At 74.0% G+C, this 16,736-nt stretch carries 12 protein-coding genes; 3 read left to right on the forward strand and 9 right to left on the reverse strand.

Features of this window, described 5'->3' with window-relative positions; translation table 11 throughout:
* Window positions 1-11 precede the first annotated feature (11 nt).
* A complete protein-coding gene (locus MB828_RS30525) occupies window positions 12-1,385 on the reverse strand; it encodes a S1 family peptidase (RefSeq protein WP_301650990.1) in 1,374 nt (457 codons plus the stop codon).
* A gap of 190 nt (window positions 1,386-1,575) precedes the next feature.
* On the opposite strand from MB828_RS30525, the gene MB828_RS30530 reads away from it, so the two are divergent.
* On the forward strand, window positions 1,576-2,748 hold the full coding sequence (locus MB828_RS30530; RefSeq protein ID WP_301650991.1) for a MalY/PatB family protein: 1,173 nt from the start codon (window positions 1,576-1,578) through the stop codon (window positions 2,746-2,748).
* Window positions 2,749-2,798: 50 nt separating this feature from the next.
* Entirely contained in the window at window positions 2,799-3,194 is a 396-nt protein-coding gene (locus MB828_RS30535) for a PPOX class F420-dependent oxidoreductase (protein WP_301650992.1), read from the forward strand.
* Between the two features lie 31 nt (window positions 3,195-3,225).
* On the opposite strand, the gene MB828_RS30540 is transcribed toward MB828_RS30535, so the two are convergent.
* The 3 genes from MB828_RS30540 to MB828_RS30550 form a co-directional block, all read right to left on the reverse strand.
* Window positions 3,226-5,988: a hypothetical protein gene (locus MB828_RS30540; protein WP_430381448.1), complete on the reverse strand. Its 2,763-nt coding sequence runs from the start codon at window positions 5,986-5,988 to the stop codon at window positions 3,226-3,228.
* A gap of 152 nt (window positions 5,989-6,140) precedes the next feature.
* Complete coding sequence (locus MB828_RS30545; RefSeq protein WP_133022833.1) at window positions 6,141-6,560, reverse strand: Zn-ribbon domain-containing OB-fold protein; 420 nt, start codon at window positions 6,558-6,560, stop codon at window positions 6,141-6,143.
* A 193-nt stretch (window positions 6,561-6,753) separates the two neighbouring features.
* Window positions 6,754-7,569: a TetR family transcriptional regulator gene (locus tag MB828_RS30550; protein WP_301650993.1), complete on the reverse strand. Its 816-nt coding sequence runs from the start codon at window positions 7,567-7,569 to the stop codon at window positions 6,754-6,756.
* Window positions 7,570-7,751: 182 nt separating this feature from the next.
* On the opposite strand from MB828_RS30550, the gene MB828_RS30555 reads away from it, so the two are divergent.
* Window positions 7,752-8,507 (forward strand): peptidoglycan-binding protein, encoded by a 756-nt coding sequence (locus tag MB828_RS30555; protein WP_301650994.1) that lies wholly within the window; start codon window positions 7,752-7,754, stop codon window positions 8,505-8,507.
* Window positions 8,508-8,526: 19 nt separating this feature from the next.
* Here MB828_RS30555 and MB828_RS30560 read toward each other — a convergent pair whose 3' ends face one another.
* From MB828_RS30560 to MB828_RS30580, 5 genes are all read right to left on the reverse strand, one after another.
* Entirely contained in the window at window positions 8,527-10,869 is a 2,343-nt protein-coding gene (locus tag MB828_RS30560) for a SpoIIE family protein phosphatase (RefSeq protein ID WP_301650995.1), read from the reverse strand.
* A 109-nt stretch (window positions 10,870-10,978) separates the two neighbouring features.
* Window positions 10,979-11,362 carry a hypothetical protein gene (locus MB828_RS30565; RefSeq protein ID WP_133022837.1) on the reverse strand — a complete coding sequence of 128 codons (384 nt, stop codon included), beginning with the start codon at window positions 11,360-11,362 and terminating at the stop codon, window positions 10,979-10,981.
* A 435-nt stretch (window positions 11,363-11,797) separates the two neighbouring features.
* Window positions 11,798-12,721, reverse strand: coding sequence for a MurR/RpiR family transcriptional regulator (locus MB828_RS30570; protein WP_046733385.1), 924 nt, complete (start codon window positions 12,719-12,721; stop codon window positions 11,798-11,800).
* Window positions 12,722-12,852: 131 nt separating this feature from the next.
* Complete coding sequence (locus MB828_RS30575) at window positions 12,853-14,613, reverse strand: ArnT family glycosyltransferase (protein ID WP_301650996.1); 1,761 nt, start codon at window positions 14,611-14,613, stop codon at window positions 12,853-12,855.
* A 36-nt stretch (window positions 14,614-14,649) separates the two neighbouring features.
* The gene (locus MB828_RS30580) at window positions 14,650-16,581 is read right to left on the reverse strand and encodes a phosphatase PAP2 family protein (protein ID WP_301650997.1); all 1,932 of its coding nucleotides are present in this window, start codon (window positions 16,579-16,581) and stop codon (window positions 14,650-14,652) included.
* Window positions 16,582-16,736: the final 155 nt, after the last annotated feature.

The raw sequence follows: 16,736 nt of genomic DNA on the forward strand, positions 1-16,736 counted from the left end.
CACCTCTCCCGTCAGCCCCACGTCGCCGAGTAGTAGCGCTGGTACGCCTTGCGGTCCTGCTCCGCGCGGATGAAGCGGGTCCCGACCAGGGCGATCAGACTGCCCCCGATCACCAGCAGGCCCGGGCCCACGTTGCGGGTGTCGGTGAGCCGGGCGACCAGACCGGTGTCCTGCGAGGTGCCGACCGCCGCGGCCGAGCCCGGCGAGGCCCCGTTCGGGGCGATCGCGCTGTGGGTGGCCGAGGTGGACGGCGCGGCCGAGGCACCCGTCCCCGCGGCGGCCTGCTTGGGCACGATCAGCTGGACGTTCAGCGCGGCCATCGCGCGGGTCACCGGCTGGAAGAACGTCACCCCGCCGGAGGTGCAGTCACCGCTGCCGCCCGAGGTCACGCCCAGCGCGATCCCCTCGGAGAACAACGGCCCGCCGCTGTCGCCCGGTTCGGCGCACACGTTCGTCTGGATGAGCCCGGTGACCGTGCCCTCCGGGTAGTTGACGGTCGCGTTGAGCGCGGTCACCGTGCCGTCGTGGAGACCGCTCGTGCTGCCGCTGCGGAACACCTTCTGCCCCACCGTCGGATCGGCGGCCCCGGTGATGTGCACGCCCTGGCCGTTGCCGATCGCGACCACGTCGGCGTTGTCACCGGCCTTCCCGTTCGCGTACTGGATCAGCGAGAAGTCGTTGCCCGGGAACTGGGTGTTGACGGTGGTGCCCACCTGCGTGTTGCTGCCCTGGCCCTCGTCGAACCAGATGGTGTCGGCAGGACCGCAGTGCCCCGCGGTGAGGATGAAGTCGGTCGTCCCGTTGGTGACGTTGAACCCCGCCGAACACCGGCCGCCCGTCGACAGGATGGGCTGCGCCCCGTTGAGCCGGGGACTGAACGTGCCCGAGGACCGCTGCATCCGCACATAGCTGCCGATGCCCGCCGCGACCCTGCTGAGGTCCGACCAGTGGGCGGCGGAGACCGTGCTGTCGGCCTCCACCATCACCCGGTTGGTCCGGTAGTCCACGGCCCACGCGGTGCCGGCCACCCGGGGCGCGGCACGCAGCGTGGCGGTCGCCGCCTTCAGCTCGTTCATGCTGTGCGAGACCATCCTGGGCTCGGCACCCGCCTGCCGGACCGCCGCCGCGGCCCGCTCGTCGGTCACCGCGACCACCGGCTTGCCGTCCGCGCCGATCCAGCTGCCCGCCGTCCGGGCCGTGCCGAGCTTCGCCACCAGCGCGGCACCGGTGTCACCGGCCGCCGTGGCCGAGCTGAACGGGACGGCGGACGTGCCGGGAGTCTCGCTCGCCATGGCCGTGGTGACCATCGCGCCTCCCAGAAGGAGTCCGCCGACCGCCGCCAGCTGTGTCCCCCGCCGGACGACCCGTCGTCGTGCGTGCCTCATCCATGGCTCCCGAAACCCCGAACGCGCGGTGCGGACACCGCGGGGCCCTCCGGTCGTCGAGCGCCCGGCTCTTCATACGAGGCCGGGCGCAACGGCGTTCACCGGGGTGGTGATCTTTACGATCCCGTGGCGGTACGACGTGACCGCCCGCCTCGTTCCCGGGCCCGCGCCGGCCGCCTATCTTGAGCCCATGACCAGCATCCCGCAGGAGAATCCGGGCGAACCGAACCCGCTGCGCGCCCTCACCCTCGACCGGCTGCGACGTCGTACCAGCATGAAATGGCGCACCTATCCGCAGGACGTACTCCCGGTGTGGGTGGCCGAGATGGACGTGCCGCTCGCCCGAGCGGTGGTCCGCGCGGTCACCGACGCGATGGAACTCGGCGACACGGGCTACCCCGCGGGCACCGCCTACGCCGAGGCGCTCGCCGCGTTCGCCGCGAAACGCTGGGACTGGGACGGGCTGGACGTGACCCGCACCGCGATCGTCCCCGACGTGATGCTCGGCATCGTCGAGATGCTCAGGCTGGTGACCGGGCCCGGCGACCCGGTCGTCGTCAACTCGCCGGTGTACCCGCCGTTCTACCAGTTCGTCGGGAACCTGGACCGGCGGGTCGTGGAGGCCCCGCTCGGCGCCGACGGACGGCTCGACCTCGGAGTCCTGGAGGACACCTTCCGCGGCCTCGGCGGTGCGCGCGCCGCCCATCTGCTGTGCAGCCCGCACAACCCGACCGGCGCGGTGCACACCCTCGAGGAGCTCACCGCCGTGACAGCCCTCGCCGAGCGGTACGGCGTCCGGGTCGTCGCCGACGAGATCCACGCCCCGCTGACCGCGCCGGGCACCGTCTTCGTGCCGTACCTGAGCGTGCCGGGCGCGGAGCACGGGCTGTCGCTGATGTCGGCGTCCAAGGCCTGGAACCTCGCCGGGCTCAAGGCCGCCCTCGCCGTCGCCGGACCCGGGGCCGCCGCCGACCTCGCCCGGCTGCCGGAGGAGGTGGGCCACGGCCCGAGCCATGTCGGCGTCCTCGCCCACACGGCCGCGCTGACCGACGGCACCGCCTGGCTGGACGCGCTGCTCGCCGGCCTCGACGAGAACCGGCGGCTCCTCGCCGGACTGCTCGACCGCCACCTGCCGGGCATCCGGTACCGGCCCTCCGAGGCCACCTACCTCGCCTGGCTCGACTGCCGCGCCCTCGGTCTCGGCGACGACCCGGCCGCCGTGTTCCTGGAGCGCGGCCGGGTCGCCGTCAACTCCGGGATCCCGTTCGGGACGGGCGGCGCCGGACACGTCCGGTTCAACCTGGCCACCTCACCCGAGGTGATCACGGAGGCGGTACGGCGCATGGCGACGGCACTGGGCTGAGCCCGCCGGCCGGTCCGCCCGGACAGCCGCGGGCCGCCTACACTTCCGGCATGGACGACACCTCCGGGACGGCACTCGACCGGCTCGGCGCCGGAAAGTACCTGCTGGTCACCAGCTACCGCAAGGACGGCACCCCGGTGCCGACCCCGGTGTGGGTGGTGCGGGACGGGGACGGCCTCGGCGTCTGGACGACCACCGACAGCTGGAAGGTCAAGCGGATCCGCCGCCGCGCCGACGTCCAGGTCGGCCCCTGCGACCTGCGCGGGCGCCCGACCGGTGAGCCGGTCCCGGCCACCGCCGAGATCGTCGACGCGGCCACCACCGCCCGCTACCGCCGGCTCATCGCCCGCAAGTACGGCGTCACCGGCCGTCTCACGCTCCTCGGCAGCAGGCTGCGGCGCGGCCTGGACGGCACCGTCGGCATCCGGGTGACGCTGAAGCCCTGAGGAGGCCGCCGCCTCCCCAGGGCCGACGTGCCTACGAGGCGTCCAGCACCGTGCCGTTCAGCGCGAGCCCGTCCGGCAGCGGCCGGCCGTCGTCGCCGGTCTCCCGGAAGCTCACCGACTCGGCCGGCTCCCTGACCCGGTCCCCGACGGTGGGCACGGCCACGTCCAGGGCGGTCTTCCCGGCGGGCATGTCCAGCCACAGATACAGGCCGTCCACCTTCGACAGCGGCCGCTCCGGGTCCGGTCGGGCGCCGGAGACCCCGGCCAGCCAGGCCGGGTCGACGTCCTTGGTGGACAGCTCCGCACCGCCGCCGACCGGTACCGGCACGAACAGCGCGCCGAGGTCCGTGTCGGCGGCCTCCGACAGCGAGATCCGCCACCTCAGGGCCGAGCCCTCGGTCACCCGGTCAGCGAGCGGGGTCACGGTGACCTTCGGCGCCGGGTCGTCGTCGTGCACGGTCACCCCGCCCCGGTAGGAGCCCACCACAGCCCCGTGCACCGCCTTGACCAGCACGTCGTGCGGCACGTCGAGGCCGTACCGGGTATTGCCGGTCACCCGCACCGGTATGTCGACGTCATCGCCGCCGGGCCGGACGGTGACCAGCCGGTCCTCGACGGTGCCGGTCGCCGGGTCGAGGACGTACACCCGGACCTGGCCGCTGCCCCGGCCGGACACCGTCACCGGGACCCGGTACGTGCGCACACCGGAGTCGCCCTCGTCGACCGTGAGCCGGCCGACGTCCACGCGCGGCAGCTCGGCCGCCCGGACCGCAGGGGTGCCAGGACGCCAGCCCCAGGCGTCCATCAGCCAGGCCTGACCGGACGCCGAACGCGGCGTCAGTTCGAGGGACGCGACGGACCGCAGGTCCAGCCGGGCGCCGCGCGCGGCGGTCAGGGGCACGTGCACCTCGCGCGCCCAGTAGGAGGCGGTGCGGTCGCTGCCGGGCAGCCCGTCGACCGTGACCCGGCCCAGCCTCGCCCGCCGCCCGTGGCTGTCGGTGACGGACACGTCGAGCTTCGTGCCCCGGGAGTTCGGCGGCACGAAGACCCGCAGCGCGAGTGCCTTGGCACCGAACAGGGAGACCGGCCGGGCCGGCCGTACCCGCGCCGGAGCACCGGCGGCCGTCCAGCGCAGCGCGATCGCGTGCCGCCCGGCCTCGCGTGCCGTCTCCCACTGCGCGAAGTGCGGTGAGGTCCCCCGGGCACCCTGGCCCAGACAGGCCGCCGCCGGGTCGGGATCGACCGCCGAGCACAGCCGGCCGCCGGTCACGGTCACCCCGCCGTCCGGCAGGAACCCGGCCCCGCGGTTCGCGCCGACCGCGTGACTGAGCACCCGCGCCGGATCCGCCGACGGCGCCCGCCGCCCCGAACCGTCCAGCAGCGGACGGACCTTGTCGTCCCCGGCGACGAACAGCCGGGCCGCGGCGGCGATGTAGGCCGATCCGGCGCGGTGCTGCCGGTCGGCGGTCAGCCGGGTCGCCGTACCGGGGGAGCACACCGGGTCCCGGTGGTCCGGGTCGTCGTAGAAGTCGTCCTCCGCGGGGGCCTGCGACTGCCCCGGCGTCCACTCGGTGTTGAAGAAGTTGTGGTCGGCGCCGATCACGTACACCGCGCTGTGCAGGGCCCGGCCGGTGCTGACCGCGCGCGTGCCGTCGACGTACACCTCGCCCTGGAGGTCGGAGACGTCGCCGTCGCAGCCCGGCAGGATCGTCAGCGAGGGAACGTCCGGCACCGGGTTCTGACCGAAGACGGTCGGACCGATCAGCACGGTCCCGCTGATGTGCCAGCGCACCGCGCCGTGGTAGCCGTCCTGTGCGGCCGGCGGCGGATAGAGACTGTCCAGCGCGGCCCGGTTCACCCCCTCGCCGCCCCGCGAGTGACCGACCAGCAGCACCCGGGACAGATCGGCGGGAGGCGCCTCGCGTACGATCCGCGGTGCCTGCCGGGGGTGCCGCGCCCAGTCCGCCCAGTGCGCCAGGTGCAGTCGTACCAGGGACGAACGGGCCTGGGCGCCGCCGTCCTCGGCCTGCCAGTCCTGGCCGTTGATCCCGTTCGCCGAGACGGACACGGTCACGTAGCCCTGGGAGGCCAGCAGCCGCTGGTCGCGGAGGTAACCCCGGTGGCTGGGGATCGGAAGCGTGCCGGCCGGGCACGGCCAGGCGCCCGAGACGCCGTCGGCACCGCCGTGCGGGGTGTAACAGGTGGCGTGCCGGCCGTGCAGGAACAGCGCGAGCGGACGGGCGCCGGGCGCCCCGGCCGGTGCGACCACCACGGCGCGCATCTCGACCGGTACGGAGAATCCGGGCAGCCGCACCGACTTCAGCCGGTACGAGCCGCTGACCGTGCGATAGGGGCCGGGCCTGCCAGGATCCACCGGGCCCGCGGGCAGCGGCGCGGGGAGCCGGGCCGCGCCCGCCCCGGGTGCGGCGGTGGCCTGGTGACGGTCCAACCGCCGCCCGCCGGACCACACTTGGAGATCCCTCAGCGCGCCGGCCCGGGTGCCCGCCAGCCCCAGCCGGAAGGTGTGACCGTCCCGTTCCGGCTTCGGCACCCCCAACAGGCGCCCCTCGGCACGGAATTCCACCCGCGCGTCCCCCATGGGCACCCGGCTGCCCGACCGCCACACCAGCCCGGGCGCCGACCGCCCGTCGTCGAGGCGCCAGCCCGGTGGCAGCTGCCCGCCGGACACCGCCGTGGCCGGGGCCTGTTCGGCGTGCGCGGTGGTGCCGGACACTCCTCCCGCGAGCGCGAGCACCGTCGCCACGGTGACCCATATTCGCCCGGTACGGACCAATGTTCCCCTCCTCGAAAGGCGAGCACGCCCACCCCGGCCGTCCCGGGAGGCCCTCGCGTTCCGGAGGACGGAGCCGACAGTCTGTGGGTTGCCTGTGAGGAAGGGGGGATCGGGTCAACGGGAGGAAGGGAGGGGGCCGTCGGCCCCGGCCGTCAGCTCCAGGCGCGGTACGGCTCGTCGAGGAGCTGGAAGACCGGCTCGCCCCGCACCGGGTCCTTGGCGGTGGAGAGCCGCACCCGGTCGCCGCTGTGGATGCCGATGGGCGGGCCCATGACCCGGCCGCGTACGACGAAGCCCTCGGCCATCTCGATGAGGGAGACGTTGCGTGCGGCGGGCGTGTTGCGGTGCACCACCGTCGAGTGGCGGACCGTGCCCACCCCTTCGCTGCGCTCCGCGCGCAGGTCGCTGCCCTGGCACACCGGACACAGCAGGCGGTGGTACATCGCGGTGCCGCACCAGGTGCAGCGCTGGAAGGTGATGGCGTCCTTGGGGTGGTCCGCGGGCTTGGGGTCGAGAACGCTCGTCGCGAATCCGACCGCCGACTGTGCGGCGCTCGCCGAGTGGTGGTACACGCTGGTCAACTCCCTGCGCTCGCCCGGAATCCGGAATCGCGCACCCGGGCCGGCCGGACGCGCGTGTGCCCGGTTCGCCGTGCCACCGTGCACGCCGTCAGAGTATGGCACTCAGTGCCAGCAGTAAAGGTACTGGGTGCCCTGAAATTGAGCGTGCCGACCGTCGGCCACGCCGGACACGGCGGTGCCTCCGTCAGGCGCGGCCGAACGCGGTCTCGATCTCCTGGACCACCCGCCACAGCGGGGCGTCCCGCCGGGAGACCAGCACGACGACGTCCTCCGGGTGCTCCACGGCCCCGCCGAACAGCGCGGCCGCCGGCGCCCCGCCGTGGGCGGCGGGGGCCTCCCGGGTGCCGTCCGGGGGATCCTCCCGGGTGCCGCCCGGCCCTGTGCCGCCCGGCTCGGTGCCGCCCCGCTCGGTGCCGAACGCGGCCTGCACATGGCCGAGGGCGTGGTCCACCGTCTCGCCCGCGTCGCCCTGTCCGTCCGAACGCAGCCAGGAGCGGAGCGCGTTGTTGTGCGCCGCCACCACCGCCGCCGCCACCACGTCCGCGCGCAGCGTCCCGTCCGGCCGGCCGGCGTAGCGGCCGCGCAGGTACGCGGCGAGCGCCCGCTCGTAGCGCCACACCACCGACAGCTCGTACGCGCGCAGCCCCGGGACCTGCCTGGTGAGCCGGTAGCGCTGTACGGAGAACGTGGGGTTCTCGGCGTACATCCGCAGGACCAGCCGGGCCGCGTCGCACACCCGCCGCACCGGCTCGGTCCCCGGGTCGCTCGCCGCCAGGAAGGCGGTCATGTCGGCCAGGCACCCCTCGTGGTCGGGGAAGACCACGTCCTCCTTGGACGGGAAGTAACGGAAGAACGAGCGGCGCCCGACCCCGGCGAGGGCCACGATGTCGTCCACGGTCGTCTGCTCGTAGCCGCGCTCCAGGAAGAGCCGGAAGGCCGCCGCGACCAGGGCGTCCCGCATGGGCGGCTTGGCGGGCGGTGCCGCACTGCTGGAGCTCATGGACGCGAACGTAGCATTCCGGCCGCCCTCATGGCACTCAGTGCACGCCGTTCGGGGAACTGAGTGCACCCGCGACCCCGCTCGCCCGGTCGGCTGAACCGGCGGGCCGGTCTCCCCGTATGTGTTCTCGGGGATCGCGGACACCCGTGCGCACGGGACACGGGACGTGGAAGGAGAGCAGTGTGTCGACACCGCCCGACCCTGAACAGCCGCACCGCGGACCGGTGCTGGAACCGGTACGGGTGCTGCGCCCCCGCCGGCTCGACGCCCTCGCGGAGCTGATGCGGGAGATACGCGAGGAGGCGGAGGCCGACGAGAAGGAGAGGACGGCCAAGGGCACCCGGGGCCCGGCGGACTTCGAGGCGTTCGACTCGGCACGCGCGTCCGGCGGCGGCACGGAGGACGAGACCCAGGAACTGCCGCCCGTCACCGACGGCCCGCGCACCGGGTACGGCGGCCGGGGCCGGGGACACGGCCGGGGCGGCGGCCCGTCCCGCGCCTTCGGCTTCGGACCGGGACTGCGCCGGGCCGCCGTGGTGGTCGCGGTCAGCGCGGCCGCCCTGGTCGGCTTCGGCAGCGCGCTCCTGCTGCCCGGCCGGGAGGGCACCGCGGCCGCCGCCCAGCCGTCCGAGTCCGCCGGCACGGCACCGGCGAGCACCCCGCCGGCCTCGGACTCCGCCGACGACCCCGACGGCGCCGGCACCCTCCGCCAGGGCGACACCGGCCCCGAGGTCGTCGAACTGGAGCAGCGCCTGCTGCGCATCCCGGACGTCTACCGCGACGGCTCCACCGGCGGGACCTACGACTCCGCCCTCACCGCCGCCGTGGAGCGGTTCCAGATCTGGTACGGCATCAGCGGCGACGAACGCGGCGTCTACGGCAACGACACCCGCCAGGCCCTTGAGTCCCGCACGACCCTCACCACCACCGATGGCTGACCCGCCGGCCGGGCCGTGGTCACTCCTCGCCCTCCAGCGGCACCCGGATGTCCAGCACGCACACGTCGTCGCGTCGTTCGCCGACCAGCATCGCGTCGAGCAACGCGGCCAGGGAGTCGGGTCCGGCGGTGCGGACGGCCTCGGCCAGCCGGGTCAGACCCGCGTCGATGTCCTCGCCGGGGCGCTCCACCAGGCCGTCGGTGTACATCAGCAGCCGGTCGCCGGGCTCCAGCCGGAACTCCGCGGACTCGTAGGACGGTTCGGCGTGGGCCCCGAGGAGCATGCCGTCCGGTCGGTCGAGCCGGCGCACCTCTCCGTCGCGCACCAGCAGGGGCGGCAGGTGACCCGCCTGGGCCCAGACCAGACGGCGTCCGGCCGGTTCGTAACGGGCGAGGATCAGGGTCGCGGTGGACTGGCTGTCGCGGGAGTGCAGGAGCAGGAAGTTCAGGCGGGCCAGCGCACCGGTCAGCGAGGAGCCGGTGGACACCATGCCCTTGGCCGTGAACCGGAGCTGGGCCATGGTCGCGACCGCGTCCACACCGTGCCCCGCCACGTCGCCGACCACGAACAGTGCCGCGTCGCCGGGCAGTTCGACGGCACTGAACCAGTCGCCGCCGACATGGATCCCGGCCTGGGCGGGCAGGTAGGCGACCTCGACACGCAGCCCGCACAGCCGCACCGGCTCGCTGGGCAGCGGCAGCAGGGCGTGCTGGAGCCGGGTCGCCAGCGCGCGTTCGGCGTCGAGGACACCGCGCTGCACGAGGATCGCCCGTTCGCTGTCCACCAGGGCGAGTTCGGCACTGCGCTGTGCGGTGAGGTCCTGCACGAAGCCGTGCACCTCGACGACCGTGCCGTCCGGCGCGTTCACCGCCTCGGCGACGGCCCGCAGATGCCGGACGGTGTTCCCGGACCTGAGCCGGAACGGCACGTCCAGCCGGCGGCCGGTACGGGCGAGTTCGGCGACGCCCCGGGCCAGCGTGTGCGCGTCCTCGGGCAGCACCAGGTCGGGCAGCAGGTCCAGCGGGACCGCGCCGCGCCCCGGGTCGCGGCCCAGGATCGTGTACACCTGTGAGGACCAGGTGACCTGACGGGTGATCAGGTTCCAGTTCGCCCAGCCGAGGTTGCCCAGCCGCTGCATGTCCGCCAGCCGCTGTTCCTGGCGCTCCTCGGTGTCGTGCCGCAGCCAGCTCACCAGCAGGCCGTCGCCCAGGCGCGCGGCCCGCACCGAGTAGGTGGCGGTCAGCGGCACCCCGGCGACGATCTCCTCGTAGACGAACGGCTCACCCTCGTACGGCTCCCCGCCGAGCGCCTTCAGGTACCCCTGCCACAGGGACTCGCCGGCGACGGAGGGATAGCTCTCCAGGATGTGCGCGCCGATCATCTCCTGGCCGGTGCGGCCGAGGATGTCCATGGCGTCCGGCGTGGCCGCGTCGATGCGGTAGTCCTCCACCGTCCCGCCGGGGGAACGCAGCGGGGTCAGCAGGACCACCGCCCCGGGCAGCGCGTCCAGCACGCTCTGGACCGCCCGGGAGAACCCCGAGGGGACCGGCGAGGCGGGGACGCCCAGGGTGCTGAGCCGCCCCGCGCACAGCCGGGCGACGGCCGTCAGCAGCTCGCGGTCGGCGGGCTGGAAGGCGCTCCGGTCCGGGCGGAGCACACCGAGGGCCGCCTCGGTCCCGCCGCCCGCCGTCATCGGCAGCCAGGCCCGGGACCGCCAGCGCCCGTGCGGCTCGCCGATGAGCTGGTAGCGCCGCCGGTCCTCGGCGTAGTGCTCGAGCCAGAGCGGTTCACCCGCCTTGATCGCCTCCAGCGGGGCGATCCCGCTCAGCGGGGGCACCAGCCGCCACTGGTCGGCGAGGGCCGCGTCGACGCCCGCGTCGGCGACGAGTTCGAGTCCGTTGTCCGGCAGCCGCCGGTACAGCAGCACCGCGTCGGCGCCGAGCCGGGGCGCCAGGTGTTCGAGGAGTGTCCCGGCCAGTTCCCGCGGGGTGGTGACGCGCACCAGCGCCTTGCCGAGCCGGCCGAGGATCTCGGCGATCTCGGGCACGGCCAGGGCCGTCCGCTCACCGGCCGGCGCGGGCGGTTCCGCGCCGGGGTCCGGGACGGGCGGCGCGCTGGGCGTCAGGGCGCCGAGGGTCAGCCAGCACTCCTCCAGCAGCGTCCGGTTGCCGCCCTCGGCCCGCCTCACCAGCGCCTCGTGCGCGGCGTCGGGGGTGCAGCCCGTGGTGGCCATCAGCGCCCCCTTGGCCCGCTCCACCACGGCGGAGGTGGCCAACGAGTCCCGCAGCCGGTCCAGCTCGGCGCGTTGCCGCGACACCACTTTGGCCAGCGCTGCCGCCTCGGCGGCGGAGCTGGTGTCCACAGCGGAAACGTGCTCGCTCGTCACGGGTCGAGCATGGCACAGGTAGGCCCTTCCGATCACGCCCGTGGGGGATCTGTGAAGGCGGCTGCGGAGCCCCGGACCGGCGAGCTCAGCGGCCGGTGCTGTGTCCGACCAGTGCCTCGGTGACCGCGCGGACGCTGCGCGCGATGTGCTGGAGCTGCATGACCTCGGCCGCGTACAGCTTGATCGTGTGCTCGATGACCGACTCGGGCAGGCCCAGCACCGGCAGTTCGGCCCGCGCCGTCTGGAGCGCCGTGCGCGCCACCCGGACCTCGTGCTGGACCTGGATCTGCGCGTGCCGGGCGAGCAGCACGGGGTGCCGGATCAGCGCCGGGTAGCTGGCGTAGCGGGCCGGTACCAGTTCCCGCAGCCACTTGGCCGCGGAGCGCTCCCAGTCGTAGCTGCCCGGCGCCTTGACCTGGCAGGGCCAGTCGGGGCTGATGCGCGTGGTCGTCGTCAGAGTCATGATCATCGCTTCCGGGTGTGCGGCGTCGCGGCGGGTGGTCGACGGATGTCTCGGCGGCTCCGGCCTAGGGGATGACCGGAGCCGCCGCGGGCGAATCGCGCAGGCGATGCCCGTTCGAACACCCCGGGCGCCGACGCGGGTAGGAGACGGCGGCTGGGGGCGTCCGTGCGAGGGCCCCGGGAACCGGCCGCCGGCACTGCGGGTGGTGCTGCGTGCGCATGGGCGGTCCTTCGGCTTTCTCGGGGCGGGTGCGGGTGGTGCGTCCTCGGTGCGGAACGTGCCCGGGAGGTGCCGGGATGATCCGTGAGCAGTATTTATATATGCGATCCGCTTTGCAAGACGTATGAAAACATTCATGCGCGAAATGCCGTGAATAGTCCCCCTGGTGTGTCATGTGACGGGAAAGGGGGAGACGTCCGGTTCCGAGACGTCCGGTTCTGCTCAGTCCTTGAGGAAGAACTGGTGCTCCTCGGCGACCTGTTCGTACTCCTCCAGGCGCGCCTGGGTGCGCTCGGGGTCGGCGTCGGTCATGGCCTGGAGCAGCGCCGCGGCCATCAGTCCCGGCGCCGCGTAGGTGTCGAACACCAGGCGGGAGCCGATACCGGTGCTGAAGGTGACGTCGGCCTCGTCGGCCAGCGCCCCGAGCGCCAGGTCGGTCACCAGGGCGACCCGCAGCCCCGCGGTGCGGGCCACCCGGATCGCGGTGAGCGTCTCCTGCGCGTGCCGCGGCATGCCGAATGCCAGCACCCAGGTGCCGCCCGCCTCGCGCGACTGCAAGAGCGCGTCGTACGCCACGCTGCCGCCCCGGGTCACCAGCCGTACGTCGGGGTGGATACGGCGGGCGGCGTACGCGAAGTACTCCGCCAGGGAGACGGAGATGCGCAGGCCGAGCACGGTCAGCGGGGACGACTGGGACAGCTCGCGGCCGATCCAGATCACCCGGTCCGGGTCGGCGAAGTCCCGGCGCAGGTTCTCCAGGTTCTCGATCTCGGCGTCCACGGCCGCCTGGAGCTCGTTGCTGCGGTGCTCGGTGGTGGGTCCCGTCCCGCCCGCCAGGGTGCGCAGCGCGATCGACTGGAGCCGCTCGCGCAGCGCGGGATAGCCGTTGAACCCGACCGCGCCCGCGAACCGGGTCACCGACGGCTGGCTGACCCCGGCCCGCTCGGCGAGATCCGTGATCGACAGGAACGCCGCCTCGGTGATGTGGTCGATCAGGTACTGGGCGATGCGCCGCTGCCCGGGGGAGAGCCGGGGGCCGTCGAACAGCTCGCGCAGCTGGGAGGTGGGTGCGGCCTCCGCCTCCGGCACGGTCTTGCCCGAGGTGATCGCGGACGCCTGAGCGCGTGCCTGCTGCGGCGATGGCACCGAAGCGCCTCCTTTGTCTCCCACGAGGACTCAACATAGCTCACGGCCCGTGGTGACCAGGGGTTGTGCGCCGTACCGAACCGCCCCGCCGGTGAACGCGCGCGGTGCGCGCACGGCACCGGTGCGCGCGCTCACCGCCGGTAGACGGTGATCGAATGGCCGACCTCGTCGACCGCCCTGCTGCTCTTGATCAACTCGGCCAGCCGGCCTCGCGCCTTGGCGACCCACGAGTCCGACACGACCAGCAGCCCGTGCACCTCGCCCTGCGGCACCTTGCGGGGATCCGAGGCGTGGATGCCGTAGTACGCCGGGACACCGCTGCCCTTGTAGACCAGCCAGACGCGCTGTCCCGGATAGCGGTCCCGCAGCCGGTCCGCGAGCCGGCCCAGGTCCTGGCCCCAGTCCACGTTGGAGTCGTGCAGCCGCAGATGCGTCTTCGCCGGACCGCCGAACGCCTCGTTGGAGTACGGCAGATAGAACGGGAACGTGCGCAGCGAACTCACCGCCACGAACAGCACCAGCGCCCCGGCCGCCGGCCGCGACCAGCGCCACCGCACCGCCGCCACCGCGGCCCCCGCCACCGCCAGGAACATCGGCACGAACAGCGCGTACCGCGTCCCGAAGTCCCGTGACCCGGTCATCGCCGAGGCCAGCAGCACGGCCGGCGGCAGCAGCAGGTACGGCGCGGCCGGCCGCAGCCGCCGTACCGCCACCAGCGCGACGGCACCGGCCGCCCACAGCGCCAGCATGCCGAGCGGCGTCTTCACCAGCAGGGCGGCCGGCAGGTAGTACCAGCGGGAGCCCGTGTAGAGGTGCCCGAACAGGAAGCCCTGCCAGGGCAGGTCCTCCAGGGCGAACTGCACCCGCATCCCGGCCCGGTAGGCCTCCGGGAAGGGCATCAGGCCGACCAGGGCGCCCCGCAGGCCGTGCACCGCGGGGACGGGTCCGGCGGGCACGAAGCGCAGCCTGGGATCGACCGCCAGATAGGAGAGCCACACCACGGCGACCGCCGTCACCGCCATGACCGCCCCGGCCGCGACGGCGCGCCGCGCACGGCCCGGGCGCGGGCCCCACACCGAGAGCACCGCCAGCGCCATCAGCACCGGGACGGCGGGCAGCGCGCTCATCTTCGTCGCCACCGACGCGCCCAGCGCGGCCCCGGCGAGCGGCAGGTACAGCCGGGGCCGGCGGCGGGCCCGCCACACCAGCCAGGCCGACGTCAGCACGAACCCGGTCGCCGGCACGTCCAGCGTGGCCAGCGAGCCGTGCGCGATCAGGTCGGGGGAGAAGCAGTACAGCGCGAGGGCCAGCAGTCCGGCGGCCGTACCGAGGAGCTCGCCCGCGAAGGCGAACACCACCAGCGCGAACAGCAGCGTCAGCGCGATCACCGGCAGCCGGGCCCACAGCATGACCCGCCAGGGGTCGTTGCCCGACGAGTACAGCAGGTGCCGGCCCACCTGCCCCTGGTCGCCCCGGTAGGAGGGGTCGTAGTGCGGGCCGGCGACCGCGATGCCCGCCATGATGACGAGCTTGCCGAGCGGCGGGTGCTCGGGGTTGTAGCGCAGCCGGTGCTCGTGCAGGTAGTCGGCGGCCGTGGCCACGTAGACGGGCTCGTCGACGGTGGGCGTCTGCTCGACGGCGGTGGTCACCATCGCCGCCGCCATCTGGGTGAGCAGCAGCACCACCAGGACCGGCACCAGCCACCGGCGGCGGGCGCGCAGGGCGGCGGTCAACCGGGCCGCGGGGGCGGGCCGTGGGGCGCGCCCGGAACCGGCCGGGCCGACCCGGACACCGGGGACGTCGGGTTCGAGGACCGACTGCTGTTCGCTTGCCATCATCCGCCCCGCGGGGACACCGGGCCCACGGTGACGGGAGCGATCTTGGGCGGTCATGGCCCTACTGTCGCACCGCTCCCGCCACCGGGCGCGTCACCGCTTCACGAGTCGTACCGACAGACCCTCTGCCGTGTACACGGGTACGGCCCGCAGCGCGGTGGAGTTCAGCTCCACCTTGTCGAACTGGCCGCGCAGCCGCGGTGCGGCCAGGACGGCGAGGGTGCTGCCCGCGGCCGGCGGGTGCTCGGTGCCGAGATTCAGGGCGAGCGTGGTGCCCCTGCCGAGGACGGCCAGGTGCTTCACCGTCAGCGGCGCCCTGCCGCCCTTCGTCAGGGTGACCTCCAGGGCGCCCGCGTCCTGCGTGTACGTGCCGCGCACGAACAGCTCCCCGGCGACCCGCAGGGTGCCGGCCGAGACCCGGACGTCACCGCGGCCGAGCGCGTCCTCGGAGGCGGCGACCAGGGTGCCGCCCGCCAGCACGGTGCCGCCCCGGTAGCGGTTGTCGCCGGTCAGGGTCAGCGTGCCGGTGCCCTTCTTGGTCAGACCGCCGTGGCCGTCGATGTCGTTGCGCCAGCTGTCGGCCGCGGCGAAGCCGCCCGCCGCCGCGTCCAGGGTGACCGTGACGTCCGAGTCGAAGGCGCCGTACCCGTCCGCCGCGGCGAACAGGTTCAGGCGGCCCCACTGCTCCGGGCCGTCCAGCAGTACGTACCCGGAGGGCAGACCGGTGGTCCGCAGCACCTCCCGGCGCTGGTCGGCGCTGAGGTACGGCTGGCGGGTCTCCAGCAGCACCTCGGCGCCCTTGGGCACGGTGAGCGGCAGGTCGCGGCCCTCCCGGCGCAGGACGTACGTCAGCCGGGGGGTGAGCGCGCGCTCGTTCGCCTCGCGGTCGGCGTACGGGTCGGTGGCGGTGCCGGCCGAGTGCGCGTAGGCGTACAGGGTGTCCGCGGTGGCGCCGGTCCGCGCCTCGAAGTACGCGAGGGCCTGGGCGCGGGCCGCCCTCTTCAGGTCGGCGTTGGCCGGGTCGGCGAGGGTGGCGGCGGCCAGCGCGGTGGCCATCACCCGGCCGCCGAGCACGTCGACCGTGTTGTGCATGCCCGCGACGATGCGGGTGTCGCTCAGCTCCAGGGCACGGGTCACCAGCTCCTGGAAGCGCTCCGGCACCGCGTACGCGTAGGCCAGGCCGGCCAGGTGGAAGGCGTTGGTGTGGCCCGACGGGAAACCGCCGTCGTCGGCGGGGGAGGTGCCGCGCTGGCGCAGCAGCTGCGGGGCGACGACCACGTCGGACTCGTAGACCGGGAAGCCGAAGGCGTCGGTCCTGCCGGTGTCGACGACCTCGCTGTCCTCGTTCATCCGCCAGGGACGCGGGTACTGGTAGGCGTACTTGGACGGGTTGCCGGAGGCGTAGTTGCCGCGCACCGTGTCCACCAGTTCGGCCACCTTGCCGAGCGCCGAGTCGTGCGAGCCCGCGCCGAGCGCCGAGCCCGCCGGGGCGTCGGCCGGCACGGCGTCGCTGATCGTGGTGGCGGGCGTGGTGTCCGGCGCGCTGGTGATCGAGGTGACCGCGAGGGAGCCGGCCTTGTACAGGTCGGCGAGCGGGCCGAGGCCGGCGATCATCGCGTAGCTCTGGTGCTGGCGGTCGTAGAGGAACGCCTTCTTCGCCTCGGCGGCGGTGCGCCGGGTGGTGACGCGGGCGCAGTACCGCATGTTGGCGCGCAGAATGTCGGCCCGCAGCACGCTGCCGGTGTTCCAGGCCGGACCGGTCTTCCAGATCCGCGCGAAGCCGCCGAGGATGCGGACCACCGCGTTGGTGTCGGCGGTGAGGTTGGTGCTGACGTTCGTCTTGTAGTCGTCGACGAACGCGAGGGCGGTCGCGGCCTTGGCGTCGGCGGCGGCGAGCCAGCTGACGAGGGTCGGGGCGGCCACCATGCCCGCCGACGCGCCGAGCGAGGTCTTCAGGAATCCCCGTCGGCCGACGGCGAGTCCACGGGCCGGAGAAGGGGAGTGGTGCCCGGCAGGTGACGGCATGGAGGTGCCTCTCTTGAGTTCTACTGGGAGTTCACGAATCTTGGGTTCTGCGGGGAGTCACGAATCTTGGGTTCTGCGGGGAGTTCACGAACGGATCGGTGCGCTCCACGCGGGCGTGTGCCGGTGCGCGCGGGAGAAGAGCCGGCCGAGCGAAG

The organism is Streptomyces arenae (genome assembly GCF_022343545.1).
GTDB classification, from domain to species: domain Bacteria; phylum Actinomycetota; class Actinomycetes; order Streptomycetales; family Streptomycetaceae; genus Streptomyces; species Streptomyces humi.